This window comes from Ottowia flava, assembly GCF_008017535.1.
Taxonomy (GTDB): Bacteria; Pseudomonadota; Gammaproteobacteria; order Burkholderiales; family Burkholderiaceae_C; genus Ottowia; species Ottowia flava.
Genome location: NZ_VRUA01000002.1, coordinates 351,253 through 368,862 on the forward strand (window position 1 = coordinate 351,253; position 17,610 = coordinate 368,862).

At 64.7% G+C, this 17,610-nt stretch carries 17 protein-coding genes; 11 read left to right on the forward strand and 6 right to left on the reverse strand.

Annotated elements, in window-relative coordinates; genetic code table 11:
• Positions 1 to 62: 62 nt before the first annotated feature.
• Together dnaN and dnaA are read right to left on the reverse strand one after the other, a co-directional pair.
• Complete coding sequence (gene dnaN, locus FVQ98_RS03760; protein ID WP_147912083.1) at positions 63 to 1,190, reverse strand: DNA polymerase III subunit beta; 1,128 nt, start codon at positions 1,188 to 1,190, stop codon at positions 63 to 65.
• 131 nt (positions 1,191 to 1,321) lie between these two features.
• Positions 1,322 to 2,752, reverse strand: a complete 1,431-nt coding sequence (dnaA, locus tag FVQ98_RS03765) for a chromosomal replication initiator protein DnaA (RefSeq protein ID WP_147912084.1) — start codon at positions 2,750 to 2,752, stop codon at positions 1,322 to 1,324.
• 322 nt (positions 2,753 to 3,074) lie between these two features.
• Between dnaA and rpmH the strand changes: the two genes are divergently transcribed.
• The 5 genes from rpmH (at position 3,075) to FVQ98_RS03790 (ending at position 7,396) form a co-directional block, all read left to right on the forward strand.
• Positions 3,075 to 3,209 (forward strand): 50S ribosomal protein L34, encoded by a 135-nt coding sequence (rpmH, locus tag FVQ98_RS03770; RefSeq protein ID WP_005798102.1) that lies wholly within the window; start codon positions 3,075 to 3,077, stop codon positions 3,207 to 3,209.
• Positions 3,210 to 3,278: 69 nt separating this feature from the next.
• Positions 3,279 to 3,692, forward strand: coding sequence for a ribonuclease P protein component (locus FVQ98_RS03775; protein WP_147912085.1), 414 nt, complete (start codon positions 3,279 to 3,281; stop codon positions 3,690 to 3,692).
• Positions 3,677 to 3,961 carry a membrane protein insertion efficiency factor YidD gene (gene yidD, locus FVQ98_RS03780; protein WP_147912086.1) on the forward strand — a complete coding sequence of 95 codons (285 nt, stop codon included), beginning with the start codon at positions 3,677 to 3,679 and terminating at the stop codon, positions 3,959 to 3,961. Before FVQ98_RS03775 ends, yidD begins: the two co-directional genes overlap by 16 nt.
• Positions 3,958 to 5,661, forward strand: a complete 1,704-nt coding sequence (yidC, locus tag FVQ98_RS03785) for a membrane protein insertase YidC (protein WP_147912087.1) — start codon at positions 3,958 to 3,960, stop codon at positions 5,659 to 5,661. Before yidD ends, yidC begins: the two co-directional genes overlap by 4 nt.
• Positions 5,662 to 5,809: 148 nt before the next feature.
• On the forward strand, positions 5,810 to 7,396 hold the full coding sequence (locus FVQ98_RS03790) for an ABC transporter substrate-binding protein (RefSeq protein ID WP_147912088.1): 1,587 nt from the start codon (positions 5,810 to 5,812) through the stop codon (positions 7,394 to 7,396).
• Positions 7,397 to 7,478: 82 nt separating this feature from the next.
• Here FVQ98_RS03790 and FVQ98_RS03795 read toward each other — a convergent pair whose 3' ends face one another.
• Positions 7,479 to 8,726, reverse strand: coding sequence for a metal-dependent hydrolase family protein (locus tag FVQ98_RS03795; protein WP_147912173.1), 1,248 nt, complete (start codon positions 8,724 to 8,726; stop codon positions 7,479 to 7,481).
• 45 nt (positions 8,727 to 8,771) lie between these two features.
• Here FVQ98_RS03795 and mnmE point away from each other — a divergent pair, with 45 nt between their 5' ends.
• Complete coding sequence (gene mnmE, locus FVQ98_RS03800; RefSeq protein ID WP_147912089.1) at positions 8,772 to 10,184, forward strand: tRNA uridine-5-carboxymethylaminomethyl(34) synthesis GTPase MnmE; 1,413 nt, start codon at positions 8,772 to 8,774, stop codon at positions 10,182 to 10,184.
• Between the two features lie 138 nt (positions 10,185 to 10,322).
• On the opposite strand, the gene FVQ98_RS03805 is transcribed toward mnmE, so the two are convergent.
• Both FVQ98_RS03805 and FVQ98_RS03810 read right to left on the reverse strand, forming a co-directional pair.
• Positions 10,323 to 10,880, reverse strand: a complete 558-nt coding sequence (locus FVQ98_RS03805) for an adenine phosphoribosyltransferase (protein WP_147912090.1) — start codon at positions 10,878 to 10,880, stop codon at positions 10,323 to 10,325.
• 32 nt (positions 10,881 to 10,912) lie between these two features.
• On the reverse strand, positions 10,913 to 12,898 hold the full coding sequence (locus FVQ98_RS03810) for a cation:proton antiporter (RefSeq protein ID WP_147912091.1): 1,986 nt from the start codon (positions 12,896 to 12,898) through the stop codon (positions 10,913 to 10,915).
• A gap of 40 nt (positions 12,899 to 12,938) precedes the next feature.
• Between FVQ98_RS03810 and FVQ98_RS03815 the strand changes: the two genes are divergently transcribed.
• Genes FVQ98_RS03815 through FVQ98_RS03830 form a run of 4 tightly spaced genes read left to right on the forward strand, consistent with a single transcriptional unit; the run spans position 12,939 to position 15,917 of the window.
• Positions 12,939 to 13,916, forward strand: a complete 978-nt coding sequence (locus FVQ98_RS03815; RefSeq protein ID WP_147912092.1) for a KpsF/GutQ family sugar-phosphate isomerase — start codon at positions 12,939 to 12,941, stop codon at positions 13,914 to 13,916.
• A gap of 11 nt (positions 13,917 to 13,927) precedes the next feature.
• Positions 13,928 to 14,491 carry a KdsC family phosphatase gene (locus tag FVQ98_RS03820; protein WP_370512912.1) on the forward strand — a complete coding sequence of 188 codons (564 nt, stop codon included), beginning with the start codon at positions 13,928 to 13,930 and terminating at the stop codon, positions 14,489 to 14,491.
• Entirely contained in the window at positions 14,488 to 15,117 is a 630-nt protein-coding gene (gene lptC, locus FVQ98_RS03825; RefSeq protein WP_147912094.1) for an LPS export ABC transporter periplasmic protein LptC, read from the forward strand. Before FVQ98_RS03820 ends, lptC begins: the two co-directional genes overlap by 4 nt.
• A gap of 5 nt (positions 15,118 to 15,122) precedes the next feature.
• The gene (locus FVQ98_RS03830; RefSeq protein ID WP_147912095.1) at positions 15,123 to 15,917 is read left to right on the forward strand and encodes an SDR family oxidoreductase; all 795 of its coding nucleotides are present in this window, start codon (positions 15,123 to 15,125) and stop codon (positions 15,915 to 15,917) included.
• A 123-nt stretch (positions 15,918 to 16,040) separates the two neighbouring features.
• On the opposite strand, the gene FVQ98_RS03835 is transcribed toward FVQ98_RS03830, so the two are convergent.
• Complete coding sequence (locus FVQ98_RS03835; protein WP_147912096.1) at positions 16,041 to 16,625, reverse strand: RNA recognition motif domain-containing protein; 585 nt, start codon at positions 16,623 to 16,625, stop codon at positions 16,041 to 16,043.
• Positions 16,626 to 16,986: 361 nt separating this feature from the next.
• Between FVQ98_RS03835 and FVQ98_RS03840 the strand changes: the two genes are divergently transcribed.
• Positions 16,987 to 17,556, forward strand: coding sequence for a TMEM165/GDT1 family protein (locus tag FVQ98_RS03840; protein ID WP_147912097.1), 570 nt, complete (start codon positions 16,987 to 16,989; stop codon positions 17,554 to 17,556).
• Positions 17,557 to 17,610 lie beyond the last annotated feature (54 nt).

Here is a 17,610-nt window from a genome sequence, read left to right on the forward strand (position 1 = left end):
GGTCAAAACCCGCCGGAGCCGGCGGGTTCAGAGCGCAAGCAGCTCTCAATTCAATAGCGATTTCAAATGCGCATCGGCATCACGACGTACTTGAATTGCGCGTTGTCGGGAATGGTTACCAGCGCCGAGCTGTTGGAATCCTGCAGCTCGATCTTGACCATGTCCTGGCCCATGTTGGCCAGCGCATCGATCAGGTAGGTGACGTTGAAGCCGATCTCGATGGCGTCGCCACCGTAGTCGATGTCGAGCTCGTCGACGGCCTCTTCCTGCTCGGCGTTGTTCGAGGCAATGCGCAGCAGGCCCGGCTCGACGTTCAGGCGCACGCCCTTGAACTTCTCGCTGGTCAGGATCGCGGTGCGCTGCAGGCTGGCCAGCAGCGGCGCACGCCCCAGGGTGACGGTGTTCTTGTGGCTCTTGGGAATCACGCGGTTGTAGTCAGGGAACTTGCCCTCGACCAGCTTGGTCACGAATTCCATGTGGCCGAAGCTGAACTTGGCCTGGTTGCCGGCAAACTGCATTTCGATCATCGGCGCCTCTTGCCCTTCGGGCACGCTGGCGTCGGACAGCAGGCGCTGCAGCTCGATCACGGTTTTGCGCGGCAGGATGACTTCCTGCTTGGGCACTTCGACATCCAGCGTGGCGCCCGTGTAAGCCAGGCGGTGGCCATCGGTGGCAACCAGGCTCAGCTGGCGACCTTCGGCCACGAACAGAATGCCATTCAGGTAGTAGCGGATGTCGTGCACCGCCATGGCGAAAGCCACCTGATCGAGCAGCTGCTTGAGCGTCTTTTGCGGCACCTGAAACGCGGGGCCGAAGTTGGGCGCTTCCTGCACCAGCGGGAAGTCTTCGGCCGGCAGCGTTTGCAGCGTGAAACGGCTCTTGCCGCCTTTCAGAACCAGCTTGGCCTGCTGCGATTCCAGGCTGACGGTCTGATCGGCCGGCATGGTGCGCAGAATGTCGATCAGCTTGCGCGCGCCGACGGTGGTGGCGAAGTTGCCCGCATCGCCACCCAGGTTGGCATTGGTGCGAATCTGGATTTCGAGGTCGCTGGTGGTCAGTTGGATCGTCTCGCCCGTCTTGCGCAACAGCACGTTGGCCAGCACCGGCAAGGTGTGGCGCCGCTCGACGATGCCCGACACGGACTGAAGCGCAGCCAGCAATTGGTTTTGGGTGGTCTTCAGAACAATCATGTCTTCCTCGTCAGGGCTCGTCTTGGCGGGCGGCGCAGGGGCCACCACAGGTCGATGGAAATGTTTTGTTTAACGCGCGCGCGTGCGCGAATGTCAACCCCGTATTGTCGCCGCTTTTGTGTCAGCTCTTTTCAGCCTTTCAGCGTCTGTTCCAGCACGTGGAGCTGCTGGTTCAGCTCGGTCAGCTGCTGGCGTTCGGCCGCGATCTTGCGCACGGCGTGCAGCACGGTCGTATGGTCGCGCCCGCCGAACAACTCGCCTATCTCGGGCAGGCTTTTCTGAGTCAGCTCTTTGGCCAGGTACATCGCGATCTGGCGCGGCCGCACGATCGAGGCTGGACGCTTCTTGCTGTACATGTCTGACACCTTGATCTTGTAGTAGTCGGCCACGGTTTTCTGGATGTTTTCAACGCTGATCTGGCGGTTCTGGATAGACAGCAGGTCTCGCAACGCTTCACGCGCCAACGGAATGGAGATTTCCTTCTGGTTGAAGCGTGAATACGCAAGAATCTTGCGCAGCGCCCCTTCGAGCTCACGCACGTTGGAGCGCACGTTCTTGGCGACGAAGAACGCCACCTCCTCCGGCATGTCGGCACCTTCGCTGGCGGCCTTGTTGATTAGGATCGCCACACGCATTTCCAGCTCGGGCGGCTCCAGCGCCACGGTCAAACCAGAATCGAAGCGCGACACCAAGCGCTCATGGATGTCTGCCAGGCCCTTGGGATAGGTGTCGCTGGTCATGACGATGTGGCTCTTTTTGGCCAACAGCGCCTCGAAGGCGTTGAAGAATTCCTCTTGCGTCCGGTCCTTGTTGGCGAAGAACTGCACGTCGTCGATCAGCAGCAAGTCCAGCGAGTGGTAGCGGTTCTTGAATTCGTCGAAGGCTTTGCGCTGGTAGGCCTTGACCACATCGGACACAAACTGCTCCGCATGGATGTAGAGAACTTTCGCATCCGGGCGACCGGCCAACAGATGGTTACCCACAGCGTGCATGAGGTGCGTCTTGCCCAAACCGACACCGCCATAGATGAACAGCGGGTTGTAGAGGCGTCCAGGCGCGCCAGCAACGTGAAGCGCTGCAGCCCGCGCCATCCGGTTGGCCGACCCTTCAACCAGGGTATCGAAGGTCAGGGCGCTGTTGAGCCGGTGTCGTTGCGTTTGGGCTTGTTGCGCCTCGACGACTTCATTGGAGGGAGGTCGGCTCGAAATATCCGCATCGACTATTGCAGCCCCCTGAGGCGACGCAGGTGCCGAAGAAACGCTATGTTTTGTTGGCAACACCCGCGGAGCAAGCGCCAACTCCACCTTCACTGGCTGTTCATACAGACGCTCCAGGACGTCAGCGATCCGACCTGCGTACTGAGCACGCACCCAATCCAGCTTGAACCGGTTCGCAATGAAAAGCGTGAGACGCGCATCGGCGGGCGCAAATTGCGCTGCCAAGGGCTTAATCCAAGTATTGAACTGCTGCTCAGGCAGCTCCTGAGCAAGAACATCTTGGCAAGCTGACCAAAGGGACGAGGCTGGGTCTCCGGGGCCCGCCGCAGGCGGAACATCTAGCATTGAATGCACCCCGAGACTGTGGATAAACCTAAATTTTGCAACCTTCAATTATCTCATAGAAGAGGGTTTTCCACATGACTGGGGGGCCCGCTCGGAAGCATACGGCACTCCGCTGCTGGCAATTGAGTAGAGATACGCTTGGCTCACGGCAGTTTGTCTGCGATAATGCGGGGTTCCCCTGTGTGCGTTCACGGTGGCGCCGTCGGTTCGGTCCGATGTCGCGCGCGCTAGGCAGCGTTTTCGCTCGCCACGCCAAGGGATGCCGGGCGCGCAAGTCGGCCGCCCAAACATTCAAGCCCATCGAATTCAAGGACGACTTGTCATGAAACGCACTTACCAACCTTCCAAGACTCGCCGCGCTCGCACGCACGGTTTTCTGGTCCGCATGAAGACCCGCGGTGGCCGCGCCGTCATCAACGCACGCCGCGCCAAGGGCCGCAAGCGCCTGGCCGTCTGATAGTCGAAGCTTTCGCGTTCCGCCCCCCTCGGCGCGCCACGGTTCGGATAGCCAGGCCGGAGCTGGTTCATGCGGCGTTTGCGTACCCGCGCCCAGTTTCAGGCCCTGCTGCGCACGCCGCCTGTGGCCAAAACCGCTCATTTCGCGCTGCACCGGTTGAAGGCGACCTCGCCCGATGTCGCTGAAGGCGGCCCCGTGTCCGCGCCCGCCTTTCTGCCTGCTGGTTCCGCATGGCTGGGTGCCATGACGCCCAAGCGCTGTGCGCGTCGCGCGGTCACGCGCAACGCCATTCGCCGTCAGATCTACGCTATGGGCGAGCAGCTGAATCTGCCCTTGAGCGATCAGGCCTATCTGATCCGTTTGCGGGCGGCGTATTCACCAACCCGGTTCCCGAGCGCGCGCTCTGAAGCACTGCTCCACGCGGTTCGCGCCGAATTGCTCCAGTTGTTTCAGCGGATTCAGCCGTCATGCGCGCCGTGTTGATCGCCCTCGTCAAAGGCTACCGGCTGATGCTGTCGCCGTGGCTGGGCGCTTCGTGCCGGTTTGAACCCACCTGCTCGGTGTACGCGATCAGCGCCCTCGAGCGCCACGGCAGCCTGGCCGGCAGCTACCTGACCCTGCGGCGACTGGCGCGCTGCCAGCCCTGGTGCCAGGGCGGCTGCGACCCGGTGCCCGACACACCTCCCAAGCTTTTCACCGGGCTGTTGGCCAGCCGGGAAGCGAAGCCGTCTTCTCCTCGTCAGTCCTCATGAACGACATTCGCCGCACGATCCTTTGGGTCATCTTTGCCTTTTCCCTGGTCATGCTGTGGGATCAGTGGCAGGTTCACAACGGCAAAAAGCCCACCTTCTTCCCCGGTAGCGCCACCACGGCCGCCAGTGGGGCCAGCGCCCCGGCGTCGGCCGCACAAGCCCCAGGCTCGGCACCGTCGGCGGTGCCCAGCGCACAGACCTCGGCAACAGGCGCGACGCCGCCGACCGGTGCCCCCGCCACAGCGGCCGCCGCCACGCCGCGGGAGCGCGTGGAAATCACCTCCGACGTGCTCAAACTCACCTTCGATACCGAAGGTGGCACGCTCATCAAGAGCGAATTCCTCAAATTCCCAGAGCAAGACCAGCAGGGCGCTCCCTTCGTGCTGCTCGACACCAGCGCCAACCGGGTTTACCAGGCGCAAACAGGCCTGATCGGCGGCAATTTCCCGACCCACAAGACGCCGATGACCTTCACCGGCGACCGCGCGCTGAAGGACGGCGCCAACGATCTGGTGCTGCGCTTTGCCTCCGCCGATGTGGGTGGCGTGCGCCTGACCAAGACCTACACGCTCAAGCGCGGCTCCTACGTGATCGATGTCCGCCACGAAGTGGTCAACGACAGCGGCCAGCCCGTCAACCCTCAGCTGTACCTGCAACTGGTGCGCGACGGTAACAAGGCGCCGGGCGAATCGTCGTTCTATTCCACCTTCACTGGCCCGGCGTTCTACACCGACGCCAAGAAGTTCCAGAAGGTGGCCTTTACCGATATCGAAAAAGGCAAGGCGGACTTCGTCACCCAATCGCCGGACGGCTGGGTCGCGATGGTTCAGCACTACTTTGCCAGCGCGTGGCTGCCGGCGCCGGGCAAGAACCATGAAAACTTCGCCCGCAAAGTGGGTGACAACCTCTACGCGGCCGGCCTCATCACGCCATTTGGCGCCGTCGCGCCGGGCCAGACCGGCACGACCCATAGCCGCCTGTTTGTCGGCCCCCAGGAAGAAAAGATGCTGGAGGGCATCGCCCCCGGCCTGGAGTTGGTCAAGGACTACGGTTTCTTCACAATCCTGTCCAAGCCGCTGTACTGGCTGCTCGACAAGCTGCACGGCTTCATCGGCAACTGGGGCTGGTCGATCGTGGCGCTGGTGGTGCTGCTGAAGATCGCCTTTTACTGGTTCAACGCCAAGGCCTACGCGTCGATGGCCAAGATGAAAGCCATCAACCCCAAGGTGATGGAGCTGCGTGAGCGCTACAAGGACAACCCGCAGCAGATGCAGATGGAGATGATGCGCATCTACCGCGAGGAAAAGGTCAACCCGATGGGCGGCTGCCTGCCGATCATCATCCAGATTCCCGTGTTCATTGCGCTGTACTGGGTGCTGCTGTCGTCGGTCGAAATGCGCGGCGCGCCCTGGATCCTGTGGATCAAGGATTTGTCGGTGCGGGACCCGTACTTCATCCTGCCGATCATCATGACGCTGACCACGCTGCTGCAGACGGCGCTGAACCCGGCGCCGCCCGATCCGATGCAGGCCAAGCTGATGTGGTTCATGCCGCTCATCTTCAGCGTGATGTTCTTCTTCTTCCCGGCCGGCCTGGTGGTGTACTGGATCACGAACAACGTTCTGACCATCGCGCAGCAGTGGATTATCAACACCCGCATGGGGGTGCCACCCCAGTTCAATCTGCCGAAATTCAAGTAGAAGCGTCCCTCTGCTTCCGTCTGAGCCGCGCCCTGCATGGGTCGCGGCTTTTTTTTGCGCTGTCAGCCGGGTAGAAACACTGGTCGGTATTTGCCGGTTTTTTTGTAGCATTGCCGGTTTCAACATTCCGTCCGGAAAGGCTTCCCCTATGGCACGTTCCCTGTTTGCTCGCGGCGCGGTTGCGCTGGCCGTCCTGGCCGCCACCGGGCTGGCCCACTCGGCCACCTTGCGCATCGCAGGCGCCAACGACATCCTGACGTTCGACCCGGCCGGTCAGAACCACCAGACCACGCTGGCCTACCAGCAGATGGTGTACGAGAGCCTGATCCGCTACGACGAGAAGTTCCAGATCCAGCCCGCGCTGGCCACCAAGTGGACGTTCGTCACGCCCACCCAGCTGCGCTTCGAGCTGCGCAAGGGCGTCAAATTCCACGACGGCGCCCCGTTCACCGCCGACGATGTGGTGTTCTCCATCACGCGCGTGATGACCCCGCCGTCCAACCTGACTTCCGCCGCCCAGAGCGTCAAGGAAGTCAAGAAGGTGGACGACTTCACCGTCGACGTGATCCTCAAGGGCCCCAGCCCCGTGGTGCTGCGCGAGCTGGTGGAGGCGCGCATCATGAACAAGGCCTGGGCCGAGAAGAACAACGCCACCAAAGCGCAGGACTACAAGGCCAAGGAAGAGAATTTCGCGTCCCGCAATGCCAACGGCACGGGACCGTTCCAACTGGTCGGCTGGCAGCCGGACACCAAGACCACGCTGAAGAAAAACCCGAACTGGTGGGACAAGCCCAAGGGCAACATTGACGAGGTGATCTTCACCCCGATAAAGTCCGCCGCCACGCGCTCGGCCGCGCTGATCTCCGGCCAAGTCGACATGGTGGTCGACCCACCGGTGCAAGACCTGGAGCGCACCAAGCGCGACCCCAACATCCGCGTCATCGAAGGCGCCGAGAACCGCACCATCTTCCTGGGCTTCGATCAGTTCCGCGAAGAACTGATGGGCTCCAACGTCAAGGGCAAGAACCCGCTGAAGGACAAGCGCGTGCGCCAGGCGCTCTACCAGGCGGTGGACATGGGCGCGATCGAAAAGAACGTCATGCGCGGCCTGGGCAAGCCCACCGGCACGATGATCGCCCCGATGGTCCATGGCTGGACCAAGGAACTGGGTGCGCGCGCGTCCAAGTACGACGTGAACGCCGCCAAGAAGCTGCTGGCCGATGCGGGTTACCCCAACGGCTTTGAGCTGACGCTGGACTGCCCGAACGACCGCTACGTCAACGACGAGGCGATCTGCCAGGCGATCACCGCGATGTGGACCCGCGTCGGCGTCAAGACGAAGCTGCAGACCAACCCCATGGCCATCCACAGCGCCAAGATCCAGAAGTTCGACGTCAGCGCCTACATGCTGGGCTGGGGCGTGGCCACGTTCGACGCGCTGTATTCGCTCGATTCGCTGATCAGCACCGTCGATCCGAAGGGCGGCGCGGCCGGCAACTTCAACTGCGGCCGCATGAGCAACCCGAAGGTTGATCTGCTGATTAACAACATCAAGACGGAGATGGACGCCAAGAAGCGCGACGACATGATCCACGAGGCGCTGCAGATCGTGAAGGACGACTACAACTACCTGCCGCTGCACGACCAGATCCGCCCCTGGGCCATGCGCAAGAACGTGACCACCGTGCACCGTGCGGACGATCGCCCGATGCCGACCTGGACAACTATCAAATAAATAGCTACTCGCGCAGATGGTTGTAGGGCTACCGCCCTATTCGATCTAAAACCCCGGCCAATGCGCCGGGGTTTTTCTTTGTTCAGGCTGCGAGCCGGTTGACCCGCAGCTGCCCGCCTTGCATCACCAGCGGAATGCGTTCGCCCTGCCCGGCCAGGCAGTGCAGATCGTCCAGCGGGTTGCCGTCCACCAGCAGCAGGTCGGCGCGCGCGCCGGGCACGATTTCGCCCAGTCGGCCAGCCTCGCCCAGGATTTCCGCGCCGATCAGCGTCGCGCTTTGCAGCACTTCCAGTGGCGTCTGCACCTGCGCACGGATCAGGAATTCTTCGCTCTGGAGCCCGTGCGACGCTCCCAGCAGATCGGTGCCAAAACCCAGCTTCACACCCGCTTCCCGAAAGATCTGCAGCGATTGCAGCCCGGCTTCGCGCACCTGCGCGATCTTGGCGACGCTGTCGGCGCCCAGCCCCAGCCGCTGCCCGTCGCGCGCCAGCGCTTCGTACGTAATGAGCGTGGGCACGGCATACGCGCCGCGCGCGGCCATCAGCGCAGCGGTGGGCGCATCGATCAGGTTGCCGTGCTCGATGGTGCGCACGCCGCATTCCACCGCGCGGCGGATCGCCTCGGGCGTGTAGGCGTGCGCCAGCACATAGGTGTGGCGCGCGGCGGCTTCGTCGACGATGGCGCGCGTTTCCTCCAGCGAGTACCCCAGCGCGTTGACCGGGTCGGTGGGCGAGGCCACGCCGCCCGACGACATGATCTTGATCTGGTCGGCGCCCATCTGCAGCAGCTCGCGCACGGCGCGCCGCGCCGCGTCCACGCCATCCACCACGCGCGTGCTAGCCAGCCGCTGGCAACCACAGCCCAGCGGCTGCAAGCGGTCGCTTCGTGGCCGGAAATCACCGTGTCCGCCCGTCGGGCTGAGCGCCGGGCCGCTGACGAATAGACGCGGGCCGGTCACTGTGCCGTCCATGCCGTCGTCGATGGCGGCCTTCAGCGCGTGGTCGGCACCGCCCGCATCGCGCACGGTGGTGAAGCCGCGCTGCAGCATCCCGCGCAGGATGGGCAGCGCGCGCAAGGCCAGCGTGGTGTTGGCGGTGTCGGCCAGCAGGCCCAGGTTGGTCTGCGAGAAGGTGACGTGCACGTGGCAATCGATCAGCCCCGGCATCAAGGTGCGGCCGCCGCCGTCGATGCTGCGGGCGCTGGCCGCCGCGATGGGCCGGTCGGACACCTCGCGCACGGCGTCGTCTTCGACCAGCACGCTGTGATCGGGCCGCAGCTCGCCCGATCGCACGTCGAGCAGGTGGACGTTGTGCAGCAGGATCAGGCTCATGGCGAACGGCGCGGGGCGTGCAGCGGGGTATCGGACAATCATGCCATGCAGCCGCCACGCCCCGACCCCATCGTTGCCATTGCCACAGCCCCCGGGCGCGGCGCCGTGGGCATCGTGCGCGTCTCCGGCCACGCGCTCGGGCCGCTGGCCGATGCGCTGCTCGGCCGCCTGCCAGCGCCCCGTGTGGCGGCCTACGGGCCGTTTCGCGACGCCGATGGTTCCGGCATCGACCACGGCCTGGCCCTGCACTTTCCGGCCCCGCATTCGTACACGGGCGAAGACGTGCTGGAGCTGCAGGCGCACGGCGGCCCCGTGGTGCTTCAGCTGCTGCTGGCCCGCTGCCTGACAGCGGCGGCCGAGGTCGACGCCGGCACGGGCGCGGCACGCCTGCCCCGCCTGCGGTTGGCACGGCCGGGCGAGTTCACCGAGCGCGCCTTCCTGAACGACAAGCTCGATCTGGCGCAAGCCGAGGCGGTGATGGACCTGATCGACGCCAGCACCGAGGCGGCAGCGCGCTCGGCAAGCCGATCGCTCGCGGGCGAGTTCTCGGGCGCCATCCACACGCTGCGCGACGGGCTGATCCACCTGCGCATGCTGATCGAGGCGACGCTGGACTTTCCTGAGGAAGAAATCGACGTTCTGAGCACGCACGACGTGCGCGGACAGCTATCAAACTTGAAGCAAACGTTGGCCGATGTGCAGGCGCGTGCGCGCCAGGGTGCGCTGCTGCGCGAAGGCATCAAGGTCGTGATCGCCGGACAGCCGAACGCGGGCAAGAGCTCGCTGCTGAACGCGTTGGCGGGGGCCGAGCTGGCCATCGTCACGCCCATCGCCGGCACCACGCGCGACGTGGTGCAGCAGACCATCCAGATCGAGGGCGTGCCGCTGCACGTGCTGGACACCGCGGGGCTGCGCCAGAGCGAGGACGAGGTTGAGCGCATCGGCATCGAGCGTGCCTGGGCACACATCGCCTCGGCCGATGCGGTGTTGCTGCTGCACGATCTGACGCGGCTGCAAGACCCGACCTACCAGGTCGAGGACCGCCACATCGCCGCCGAGATGGCGGCGCAGCTGCCGCGCAGCGTGCCGGTGCTGCACGTCTGGAACAAGCACGATGCGGTGCCTGGCGCGCTGCCCGCAGGGGACGGGATCGGCCTGTCGGCCAAGACGGGCGACGGCTTGGAGGCGCTGCGCCAGCGGCTGCTGGCGCTGGCCGGCTGGCAGGCGGGCGCGGAAGGTGGTGTGTTCATCGCCCGCCAGCGGCACCTGCAGGCGCTGGCGCGCGCGAACGACCATCTGGCGGCCGCCGAAGCCCACCTCGGGCCGCCGGCAGCCGCGCTGGACCTGCTGGCGGAAGAGCTGCGGCTGGCGCAAGTGGCGCTGGGCGAGATCACGGGCGAGTTCTCGGCCGACGACCTGCTGGGCGTGATCTTCTCGCGCTTTTGCATCGGCAAGTAGCGCGCATGGCCGGAAGCCACGCGTCTGAAGAGTGTCAGATGAAAATGGCCTGTAAGGCAGACAGGGCCTGCGCGGCCAGCTATCGAATCAGAAGTTAGTCTACTGTGGCAGGGGTGCGGTCGGCTGCCCGCGCTGGACTCAGTGCCCTTCGAAATCGACCAGCGTGAACAGCGACAGCCCGGATTCCTTCAGCCGGGCCGAGCCGCCCAGCTCCGGCAAGTCAACGATGGCAGCGCCTTCGGTGACGACGGCGCCCTGCTTTTCGAGCAGTCGGCGGCCCGCCATCATGGTGCCGCCCGTGGCGATCAAGTCGTCGATCAGCAGCACACGCTGGCCGGGCTGCACGGCGTCGGTGTGCAGCTCGACAGTGGCGCTGCCGTACTCCAGCTCATAGGTCTCTTCGACCGTGGTGAACGGCAGCTTGCCCTTCTTGCGGATCGGCACGAAACCGACGTTCAACTCGTACGCCACGACCGAGCCGACGATGAAGCCGCGCGCATCGAGCCCTGCAACCACGTCGGGACGCAGGGCCGGGTCCATGTAGCGGTGAACGAAAGCGTCGATCAGCACGCGGAACACGCGCGGGTTCTGCAGCAGCGGCGTGATGTCGCGAAACTGCACGCCCGGCGCGGGCCAGTCGGGCACGGTGCGGATGTGCTGGCGCAGGTAATCGCTGACGGACAAGGGTGTAGTCATGGGCCGATTGTGCCGCGCGGCCGCGGGAGAGCTCAAGCGGCCAGCGCCAGCTCGGCGCGGGCCAGTGCGTCCGCCCTGCCAGACAGCACGACGGTGTCGCCGCCATTCACCTGCGGATCGTCGTCTGTGGGTGCGGGGCGGCCGTTGCGGCGGCGCAGGCTGATGGCGCGCAGCTCGCCTCCGCTCTCGCTCAGCACCTGCGCGAGGTGGCGCCCGGCGAACCGTTCGGGGATCGTGAAGGTGGCCAGACGCTCTTGCGCCATCTCGTCGTCGCTCACATCGTCAGCGCCGTGGAAGAAGCCGCGCAATAGGCCGTAGCGGGCCTCGCGCTGCTCCTGCACGATGCGGATCACGCGGCGCATGGGCACGCCCATGAGCGCGAGGGCGTGGCTGGCCAGCATGAGCGAGCCTTCCAGCGATTCGGGTACCACCTCGGTGGCGCCAGCTGTGCGCAGGATTTCAAGGTCGCGGTCGGTCTGGGTGCGAACGATCACGGGAACCTGCGGCGCGTGGTGGCGCACCGTGTCCAGAACCTTCATCACGCTGTGCTGGTCCAGGTAGGTGATGGCCACCGCACTGGCGCGCCCCAGCCCCGCTGCAATCAGCGCCTGCGCCTTGGCGGCATCGCCAAACGCCACCGCATGGCCCGCCGCGCGCGCCTGGCGCACACGGTCGGGGTCCAGGTCCAGCGCGACATAGGGAATGCCTTCGCGCTCCAGAAGGCGCGCCATCGCCTGACCACTGCGCCCATAGCCGCAGATCAGCACGTGGGCACGGGTATTGATCGATTCTTGAGCGATCGAAGTCATCTGCAGCGACTGCTGCATCCATTCGCTGGCCACCAGCCGCATCACGATGCGGTTGCTGGCCATGATGATGAAGGGCGTGGCCAGCATCGACAGCACCATGGCGGCAAGTACGGGCGTAAACAGTTCCGGCGGCACCAGCCCACCGCGCCGCCCGATAGACAGCAGCACAAAACCGAATTCACCGGCCTGGGCAAGGTAGAGACCGGTGCGCAGGGCCACACCGCCGCTGGCACCCAACCAGCGCGCCAGCGCGGTCACGAGCACCAGCTTGAAGGTCACGGGGATGAGCAGCAGCACCAGAACCAGGTACCACTGCATGACCACCTGACGCCAGTCGAGCAGCATACCGATGGTGATGAAGAACAGACCGAGCAGCACGTCGTGGAAAGGGCGGATCTCGGACTCGACCTGCACCTTGAACTCCGTCTCCGATATCAGCACGCCGCAGATGAAGGCCCCCAGCGCCAGGCTCAGCCCGGCCTGCTCTGTCAACCAGGCCAGACCGAGCGTCATCAGCAGCAAGTTGAGTACAAACAGCTCTTCGCTCTTGACCCGCGCCACCAGCGTCAGCCACCACCGCATCACGCGCTGGCCGCCCCACAACAGCAACGTGATCAGCAGGGCCGCCTTGAAACCCGCCGCCAGCAGCGCGCCGGCCAGCGCCTCTGGCGCGGCGCCCAATGCCGGCACGAGCACCAGCAGCCAGACCACGGCCAAGTCCTGGAACAGCAGCACGCCCATGACGCGCTGGCCGTAGGGCGAATCCAGTTCAAGGCGATCAGCCATCATCTTGACGACGATAGCGGTGCTGCTCATGGCCAACGCCCCCGACAGGGTTAGCGAGGTCTGCCAGCCCAGCGGCCACACCTGCGGGAGCCAAGCCTGCAGCGCCACGCCAGCCAGCGTGACGACCAGCATCGTCAGGCCCACTTGCGCAAGGCCCAGGCCAAACACATGGCGCCGCATGGCACGCAGCTTGGGCAGGTTGAATTCGAGCCCGATCACGAACATCAGAAACACGACGCCATACTCGGCCAGGTGCCGTATGCTTTCAGCGTCCTGCCCGTAGGCAAGTCCAAGCGTGTGGGGCTCCATCATGACCCCCGCCACCAGGTAGCCCAGGATGGCGGGGAGCTTGAGCCAGCGACAGGCTGTCACTGCCAGCACGGCGGCCAGCAAGTACAGCAGCGTGAGCTCAAGCGCATTCATCCACGAATGCTACTGGAACGCACTCTATAAAATCCCAAGGATGAGTTTCGACCCTGCCCAGGCACTGCGCTTGGCCCATGAGACGCTGGCCATCGAGGCTGCCGCCGTGCTCGGCCTGCAACGCAGGCTGAACAGCGACTTTTCGCGCGCCGTAGCCATGGTGCTGGGTGTGACCGGTCGCGTGGTCGTCATGGGCATGGGCAAGAGCGGCCACATCGGCCGCAAGATCGCCGCCACTCTGGCCTCCACCGGCACGCCCGCGATGTTCGTTCACCCTGCCGAAGCGAGCCACGGCGACCTAGGCATGGTGATGCCGGTCGATGTGGTGCTGGCGATCTCCAACAGCGGTGAAGCCGACGAACTCACCACGCTGCTCCCGCTGATCCGCCGCATGGGCGCACCTCTGGTCGCGATGACGGGCAACCCGCAATCGACACTCGGCCGCAACGCCGACCTGGTGCTGGACAGCAGCGTCGAGCGGGAGGCCTGTCCCCTAAACCTTGCCCCGACGGCGAGCACCACCGCCCAAATGGCCTTGGGCGATGCGCTTGCCATGGCGCTGCTGGATGCGCGCGGTTTCAAGACCGAGGACTTTGCGCGTTCGCACCCCGGTGGCGCCTTGGGGCGCCGCCTGCTGACCCGCGTAATGGACATCATGCGCAGTGGCGAGGCCGTGCCACGCGTGGGGCCGGAGGCGGACTTCAGTGTGCTGATGCGGGAGATGACGCGCAAGGGCCTGGGCGCGTCGGCCGTCGTCGACGACGATGGCCGAGCCCTGGGCATCTTCACCGACGGCGATCTGCGTCGCTTGGTGGAAACCGGGCGCGATCTGCGTGCTCTGACGGCCCGTGAAGTCATGCACGGCACCCCACGGCATGTCCGTTCCGACGCTCTGGCCGCGGAGGCAGCCAAGCTGATGGAGCAGCACCGCGTCACCGTGCTGCTGGTCCACGATGCCGACGGCAGGTTGGTCGGGGCCATCAACAGCAACGACCTCATGCGTGCGAAAGTGATCTGATGAGGCCAAGCATGCATTGGCCACCCGATACGCTGCTGGCGGCGCAAGGCATTCGCGTCGTCTTCTTTGACGTCGATGGCGTATTGACCGACGGGGGTCTGTATTTTTCCGCTGAGGGTGAAACGCTGAAGCGTTTTCATACCCTTGACGGCCATGGGATCAAATTGCTGGCACAGGCTGGCATTGTGCCGGCAGTCATCTCCGGCCGTGACTCCGCCGCGCTGCGCAAACGGCTTGGCGCGCTGGGGGTATCCCATGCCCGACTGGGCACTGAGGACAAGTTGCCGGCTGCCGAAGCGCTGCTGGCCGAATTGGGCCTCACGTGGCAGGAGGCGGCAGCGATGGGCGATGACTGGCCAGATTTGCCCGTGATGGCGCGTGCTGCCTTTTCCTGCGCGCCGCCGGGTGCTCACGCCGAGGCATTGGCGGTAGCGACCTACGTAACCCGGGCCCGTGCCGGCGAGGGGGCTGCGCGCGAGCTGTGCGACCTGTTGCTGGTGGCGAGTGGACAGTACGACCGCCTGCTGAACACCCATCTTCAGATCGGCCTGGCTGACACGGAAAGCTCGACATGACCGAATCGCGCCTGATGCGCATTGGCCGCGACCAGCTTTCGACTTGGTTGCCTGCCCTGTTGATGATGCTGTTCGCCCTTGGGACTTGGTGGCTCGTGCGCAGCGCGCCCAAGTTCGCAACCGATGCGCAGCCTCGCGCCGTGTCCAAGGAGCCGGATTACTTTATGCAGCAGTTCCGGGTGCGCAGCTTCGACGCCAACGGTCGCATGACGTCCGATCTCACGGGCGTGGAGGGTCACCATTTCCCTGTCACCGATACGCTGGAGGTCAAGGATCCGCATATGCGCTCGATCGACGCACGGGGGCGCGTCACGGTCGGCACCGCATTGCGCGGCGTTTCGAACAGCGATGGTTCGGAAATTCAGCTCTACGGCAACGCGGTGGTGGTGCGCGAGCCGATCACCCGCCCGGATGGCACCGTCGTGCCGCGCTTGGAGTTCCGCGGCGACTATCTGCATGCGTTTGTCGACGAAGACAGGGTGAGCTCCGACAAACCCGTCGAATTGCTGCGCGGCACCGACCGCTTCGTGGGCGACCAGTTCGAGTACAACGACAAGACCGGCGTTGCCCAGCTGAAGGGGCGGGTACGCGGCGTGCTGCAGCCCAAGCCTTCGGCCAAACCCTAGCCTGAATGCGCTCGGGCCAGCCCCCACCCCCGTTGGCGTTCATCACCGGCGCATCGAGCGGCATCGGACAGGCATTGGCGCTGCGCTACCGACAGGCGGGCTGGCGCGTCGCCCTGATTGCGCGCCGCAAAGAGGCCATGCAGGCCTGGACGCTGGCCCAGGGTTGGTCACCTGACTGCTTCAGGATCTATGCTGCAGACGTGTCGGCGCCGGATGAGGTCATCGCCGCTGCGCAGGCGTGTCTGGCCGAGCAAGGGTTGCCCGACGTTGTAATCGCCAACGCGGGCATCAGCATTGGCATGGACACCGCCGAACACAGCGACCTTGACGTCATGTCACGCACGCTGGCGACCAACAACATCGGCATGGCAGCGACATTCCACCCATTCGTGGCGCCCATGCGTCAGCGTGGCAGTGGACGACTTGTAGGCATCGCCAGCGTCGCAGCCGTTCGTGGCCTACCCGGTCACGGGGCGTACTGCGCCAGCAAAGCCGGCGTCGTCAGCTACTGCGAGAGCCTGCGCGGCGAACTGCGCGGTTCGGGTGTCAAGGTGTTGACGATCGCCCCTGGCTTCATAGACACGCCGCTCACTCGGGGCAACCGCTATCCGATGCCTTTCCTGATGTCTGCACCTGCATTTGCCAACCAGGCCTTTCGCGCCATCCAGGCTGGCCGGAGCTACTGCGTCATTCCCTGGCAGATGGGCGTGGTCGCCAAGTTGATGCGCGCACTGCCCAATGCCATGTTCGATCGGCTGATGCACGGTCGAGGGCGCAAAGCGCGCGAGGGCGAGGTTTGACTTCCATGCGCAAGCATGCAGCGCACTGGACACACCCTTTGGACGGATTAAGCGTCACCCACGAAAAAGGCCCCTAAGGGGCCTTTCAGTGCGCGTATCGCAGACGTGAGATTCGACGAACGATCAATAGTCGTCGCCACCGTCGCGGCCGCCACCGTCGTAACGGTCGTCGCGGCGACCGCCGCCACCACCGTAACCGCCTTCGCGACGACCACCGCCAGCGCCACCGCCACGCGGACCTGCGCCATAGGGGCTGCGGAAGCTGCCATCGCCGCCACCGCCATCACGGCTGCCACCGTAGCCACCGCCGCCTTCGCGACGACCGCCACCGTAACCGCCGCCGCCGCCTTCGCGACGACCACCGCCGTAGCCGCCACCGCCACCGCCACCGTAACCACCACCGCCACCACCGTAGCCGCCACCGCCACCGCCGTACCCACCGGAGCGGGGAGGACGTGCTTCCATCGGGCGTGCTTCGTTCACGACCACGTTGCGGCCGCCCAGCGACTGACCGTTCATGCCGTTGATGGCGGCTTGCGCCTCATCATCGCTGCCCATTTCGACGAAACCAAAGCCCTTGGAGCGACCGGTATCGCGCTCCATCATCACCTTGGCGCTCGTGACCGAGCCAAACTCGGCAAAGGCTTGCTCCAGATCGGCGTCGCGCACCGAATACGGCAAGTTGCCGACGTACAGTTTGTTGCCCATTAAACAGGGACTCCTCAAAGACAAAAGAAAAGCGATGGAGTCCGCAAACCGCCTTCGACGAAGCTGCGCTGGGCCGGCAAGGAAGGGAGACTGACTGAGTTCACCGCAAAGACCACAAGATGTGCCAAGTGCACATGGCCAGAATTATGCGGCAGAACGCCCAAAGTCAAGCATCCGGATAATCCCCGACCAAAATAAATGGCTATTCGGCGCTGGGGCCTGTTGTACGCGCGACACGCCAGGCGCCTAGAATGCGCCTCCCGCGCCCGCCTTGCCCGGCCCCGAACTGCCAAAAAAGCGTTTCTGCCCCTGGCTCCGCCGCCCGCTTCGACTCACCCTCTTCCCAGAAATCAAGCACCGGATGGAAGCCTTTCTGATATCCACAGGCATCGTCGCCCTCGCCGAAATGGGCGACAAGACCCAGTTGCTGTCCCTGATCCTCGCCGCACGCTTTCGCAAGCCTTGGCCGATCGTCCTCGGCATCCTGGTCGCCACGCTGGTCAACCACGCGCTGGCTGGGGCGGTGGGCAGTTGGGTAACCACCTTTCTTGGGCCCGACGTGCTGCGCTGGGTGTTGGGGTTGTCGTTCATCGCCATGGCGATCTGGATGTTGATTCCCGACAAGTTGGACGACAGCGACACCCCCTCCAGCACCGGCAGCCTGGGCGTCTTTGGGACCACGGTGGTCGCGTTCTTCCTTGCCGAGATGGGCGACAAGACCCAGATCGCCACCGTGGCCCTCGCCGCGCAGTACAAGGCCTGGTTCGCCGTGGTGGCGGGCACCACCCTGGGCATGATGCTGGCCAATGCGCCCGTCGTCTGGTTTGGCGACAAACTGGTCAAGAAGGTGCCCATCCGCGTGGTGCACACGGTGTCGGCGGCCATTTTTGCAGCACTGGGTGTAGTAGCACTGATCGGCTGGGGGCAGTAAGGCGCCGCCTGGCGCGCTATACTGACCCTTCAGCGCCGATTTGCCTCAGCTTGC

Coding starts and splice junctions, on each gene's coding strand:
- FVQ98_RS03805 (WP_147912090.1), bottom strand. CDS start 10,880: ATGACTACACCCTTGTCCGTCAGCGATTACCTGCGCCAGCACATCCGC.
- lptC (WP_147912094.1), top strand. CDS start 14,488: ATGACCGAATCGCGCCTGATGCGCATTGGCCGCGACCAGCTTTCGACT.
- FVQ98_RS03795 (WP_147912173.1), bottom strand. CDS start 8,726: ATGAGCCTGATCCTGCTGCACAACGTCCACCTGCTCGACGTGCGATCG.
- dnaN (WP_147912083.1), bottom strand. CDS start 1,190: ATGATTGTTCTGAAGACCACCCAAAACCAATTGCTGGCTGCGCTTCAG.
- FVQ98_RS03830 (WP_147912095.1), top strand. CDS start 15,123: ATGCGCTCGGGCCAGCCCCCACCCCCGTTGGCGTTCATCACCGGCGCA.
- FVQ98_RS03820 (WP_370512912.1), top strand. CDS start 13,928: ATGCATTGGCCACCCGATACGCTGCTGGCGGCGCAAGGCATTCGCGTC.
- FVQ98_RS03790 (WP_147912088.1), top strand. CDS start 5,810: ATGGCACGTTCCCTGTTTGCTCGCGGCGCGGTTGCGCTGGCCGTCCTG.
- mnmE (WP_147912089.1), top strand. CDS start 8,772: ATGCAGCCGCCACGCCCCGACCCCATCGTTGCCATTGCCACAGCCCCC.
- rpmH (WP_005798102.1), top strand. CDS start 3,075: ATGAAACGCACTTACCAACCTTCCAAGACTCGCCGCGCTCGCACGCAC.
- yidD (WP_147912086.1), top strand. CDS start 3,677: ATGCGCGCCGTGTTGATCGCCCTCGTCAAAGGCTACCGGCTGATGCTG.
- FVQ98_RS03775 (WP_147912085.1), top strand. CDS start 3,279: ATGCGGCGTTTGCGTACCCGCGCCCAGTTTCAGGCCCTGCTGCGCACG.
- FVQ98_RS03815 (WP_147912092.1), top strand. CDS start 12,939: ATGAGTTTCGACCCTGCCCAGGCACTGCGCTTGGCCCATGAGACGCTG.
- FVQ98_RS03810 (WP_147912091.1), bottom strand. CDS start 12,898: ATGAATGCGCTTGAGCTCACGCTGCTGTACTTGCTGGCCGCCGTGCTG.
- FVQ98_RS03835 (WP_147912096.1), bottom strand. CDS start 16,625: ATGGGCAACAAACTGTACGTCGGCAACTTGCCGTATTCGGTGCGCGAC.
- yidC (WP_147912087.1), top strand. CDS start 3,958: ATGAACGACATTCGCCGCACGATCCTTTGGGTCATCTTTGCCTTTTCC.
- FVQ98_RS03840 (WP_147912097.1), top strand. CDS start 16,987: ATGGAAGCCTTTCTGATATCCACAGGCATCGTCGCCCTCGCCGAAATG.
- dnaA (WP_147912084.1), bottom strand. CDS start 2,752: ATGCTAGATGTTCCGCCTGCGGCGGGCCCCGGAGACCCAGCCTCGTCC.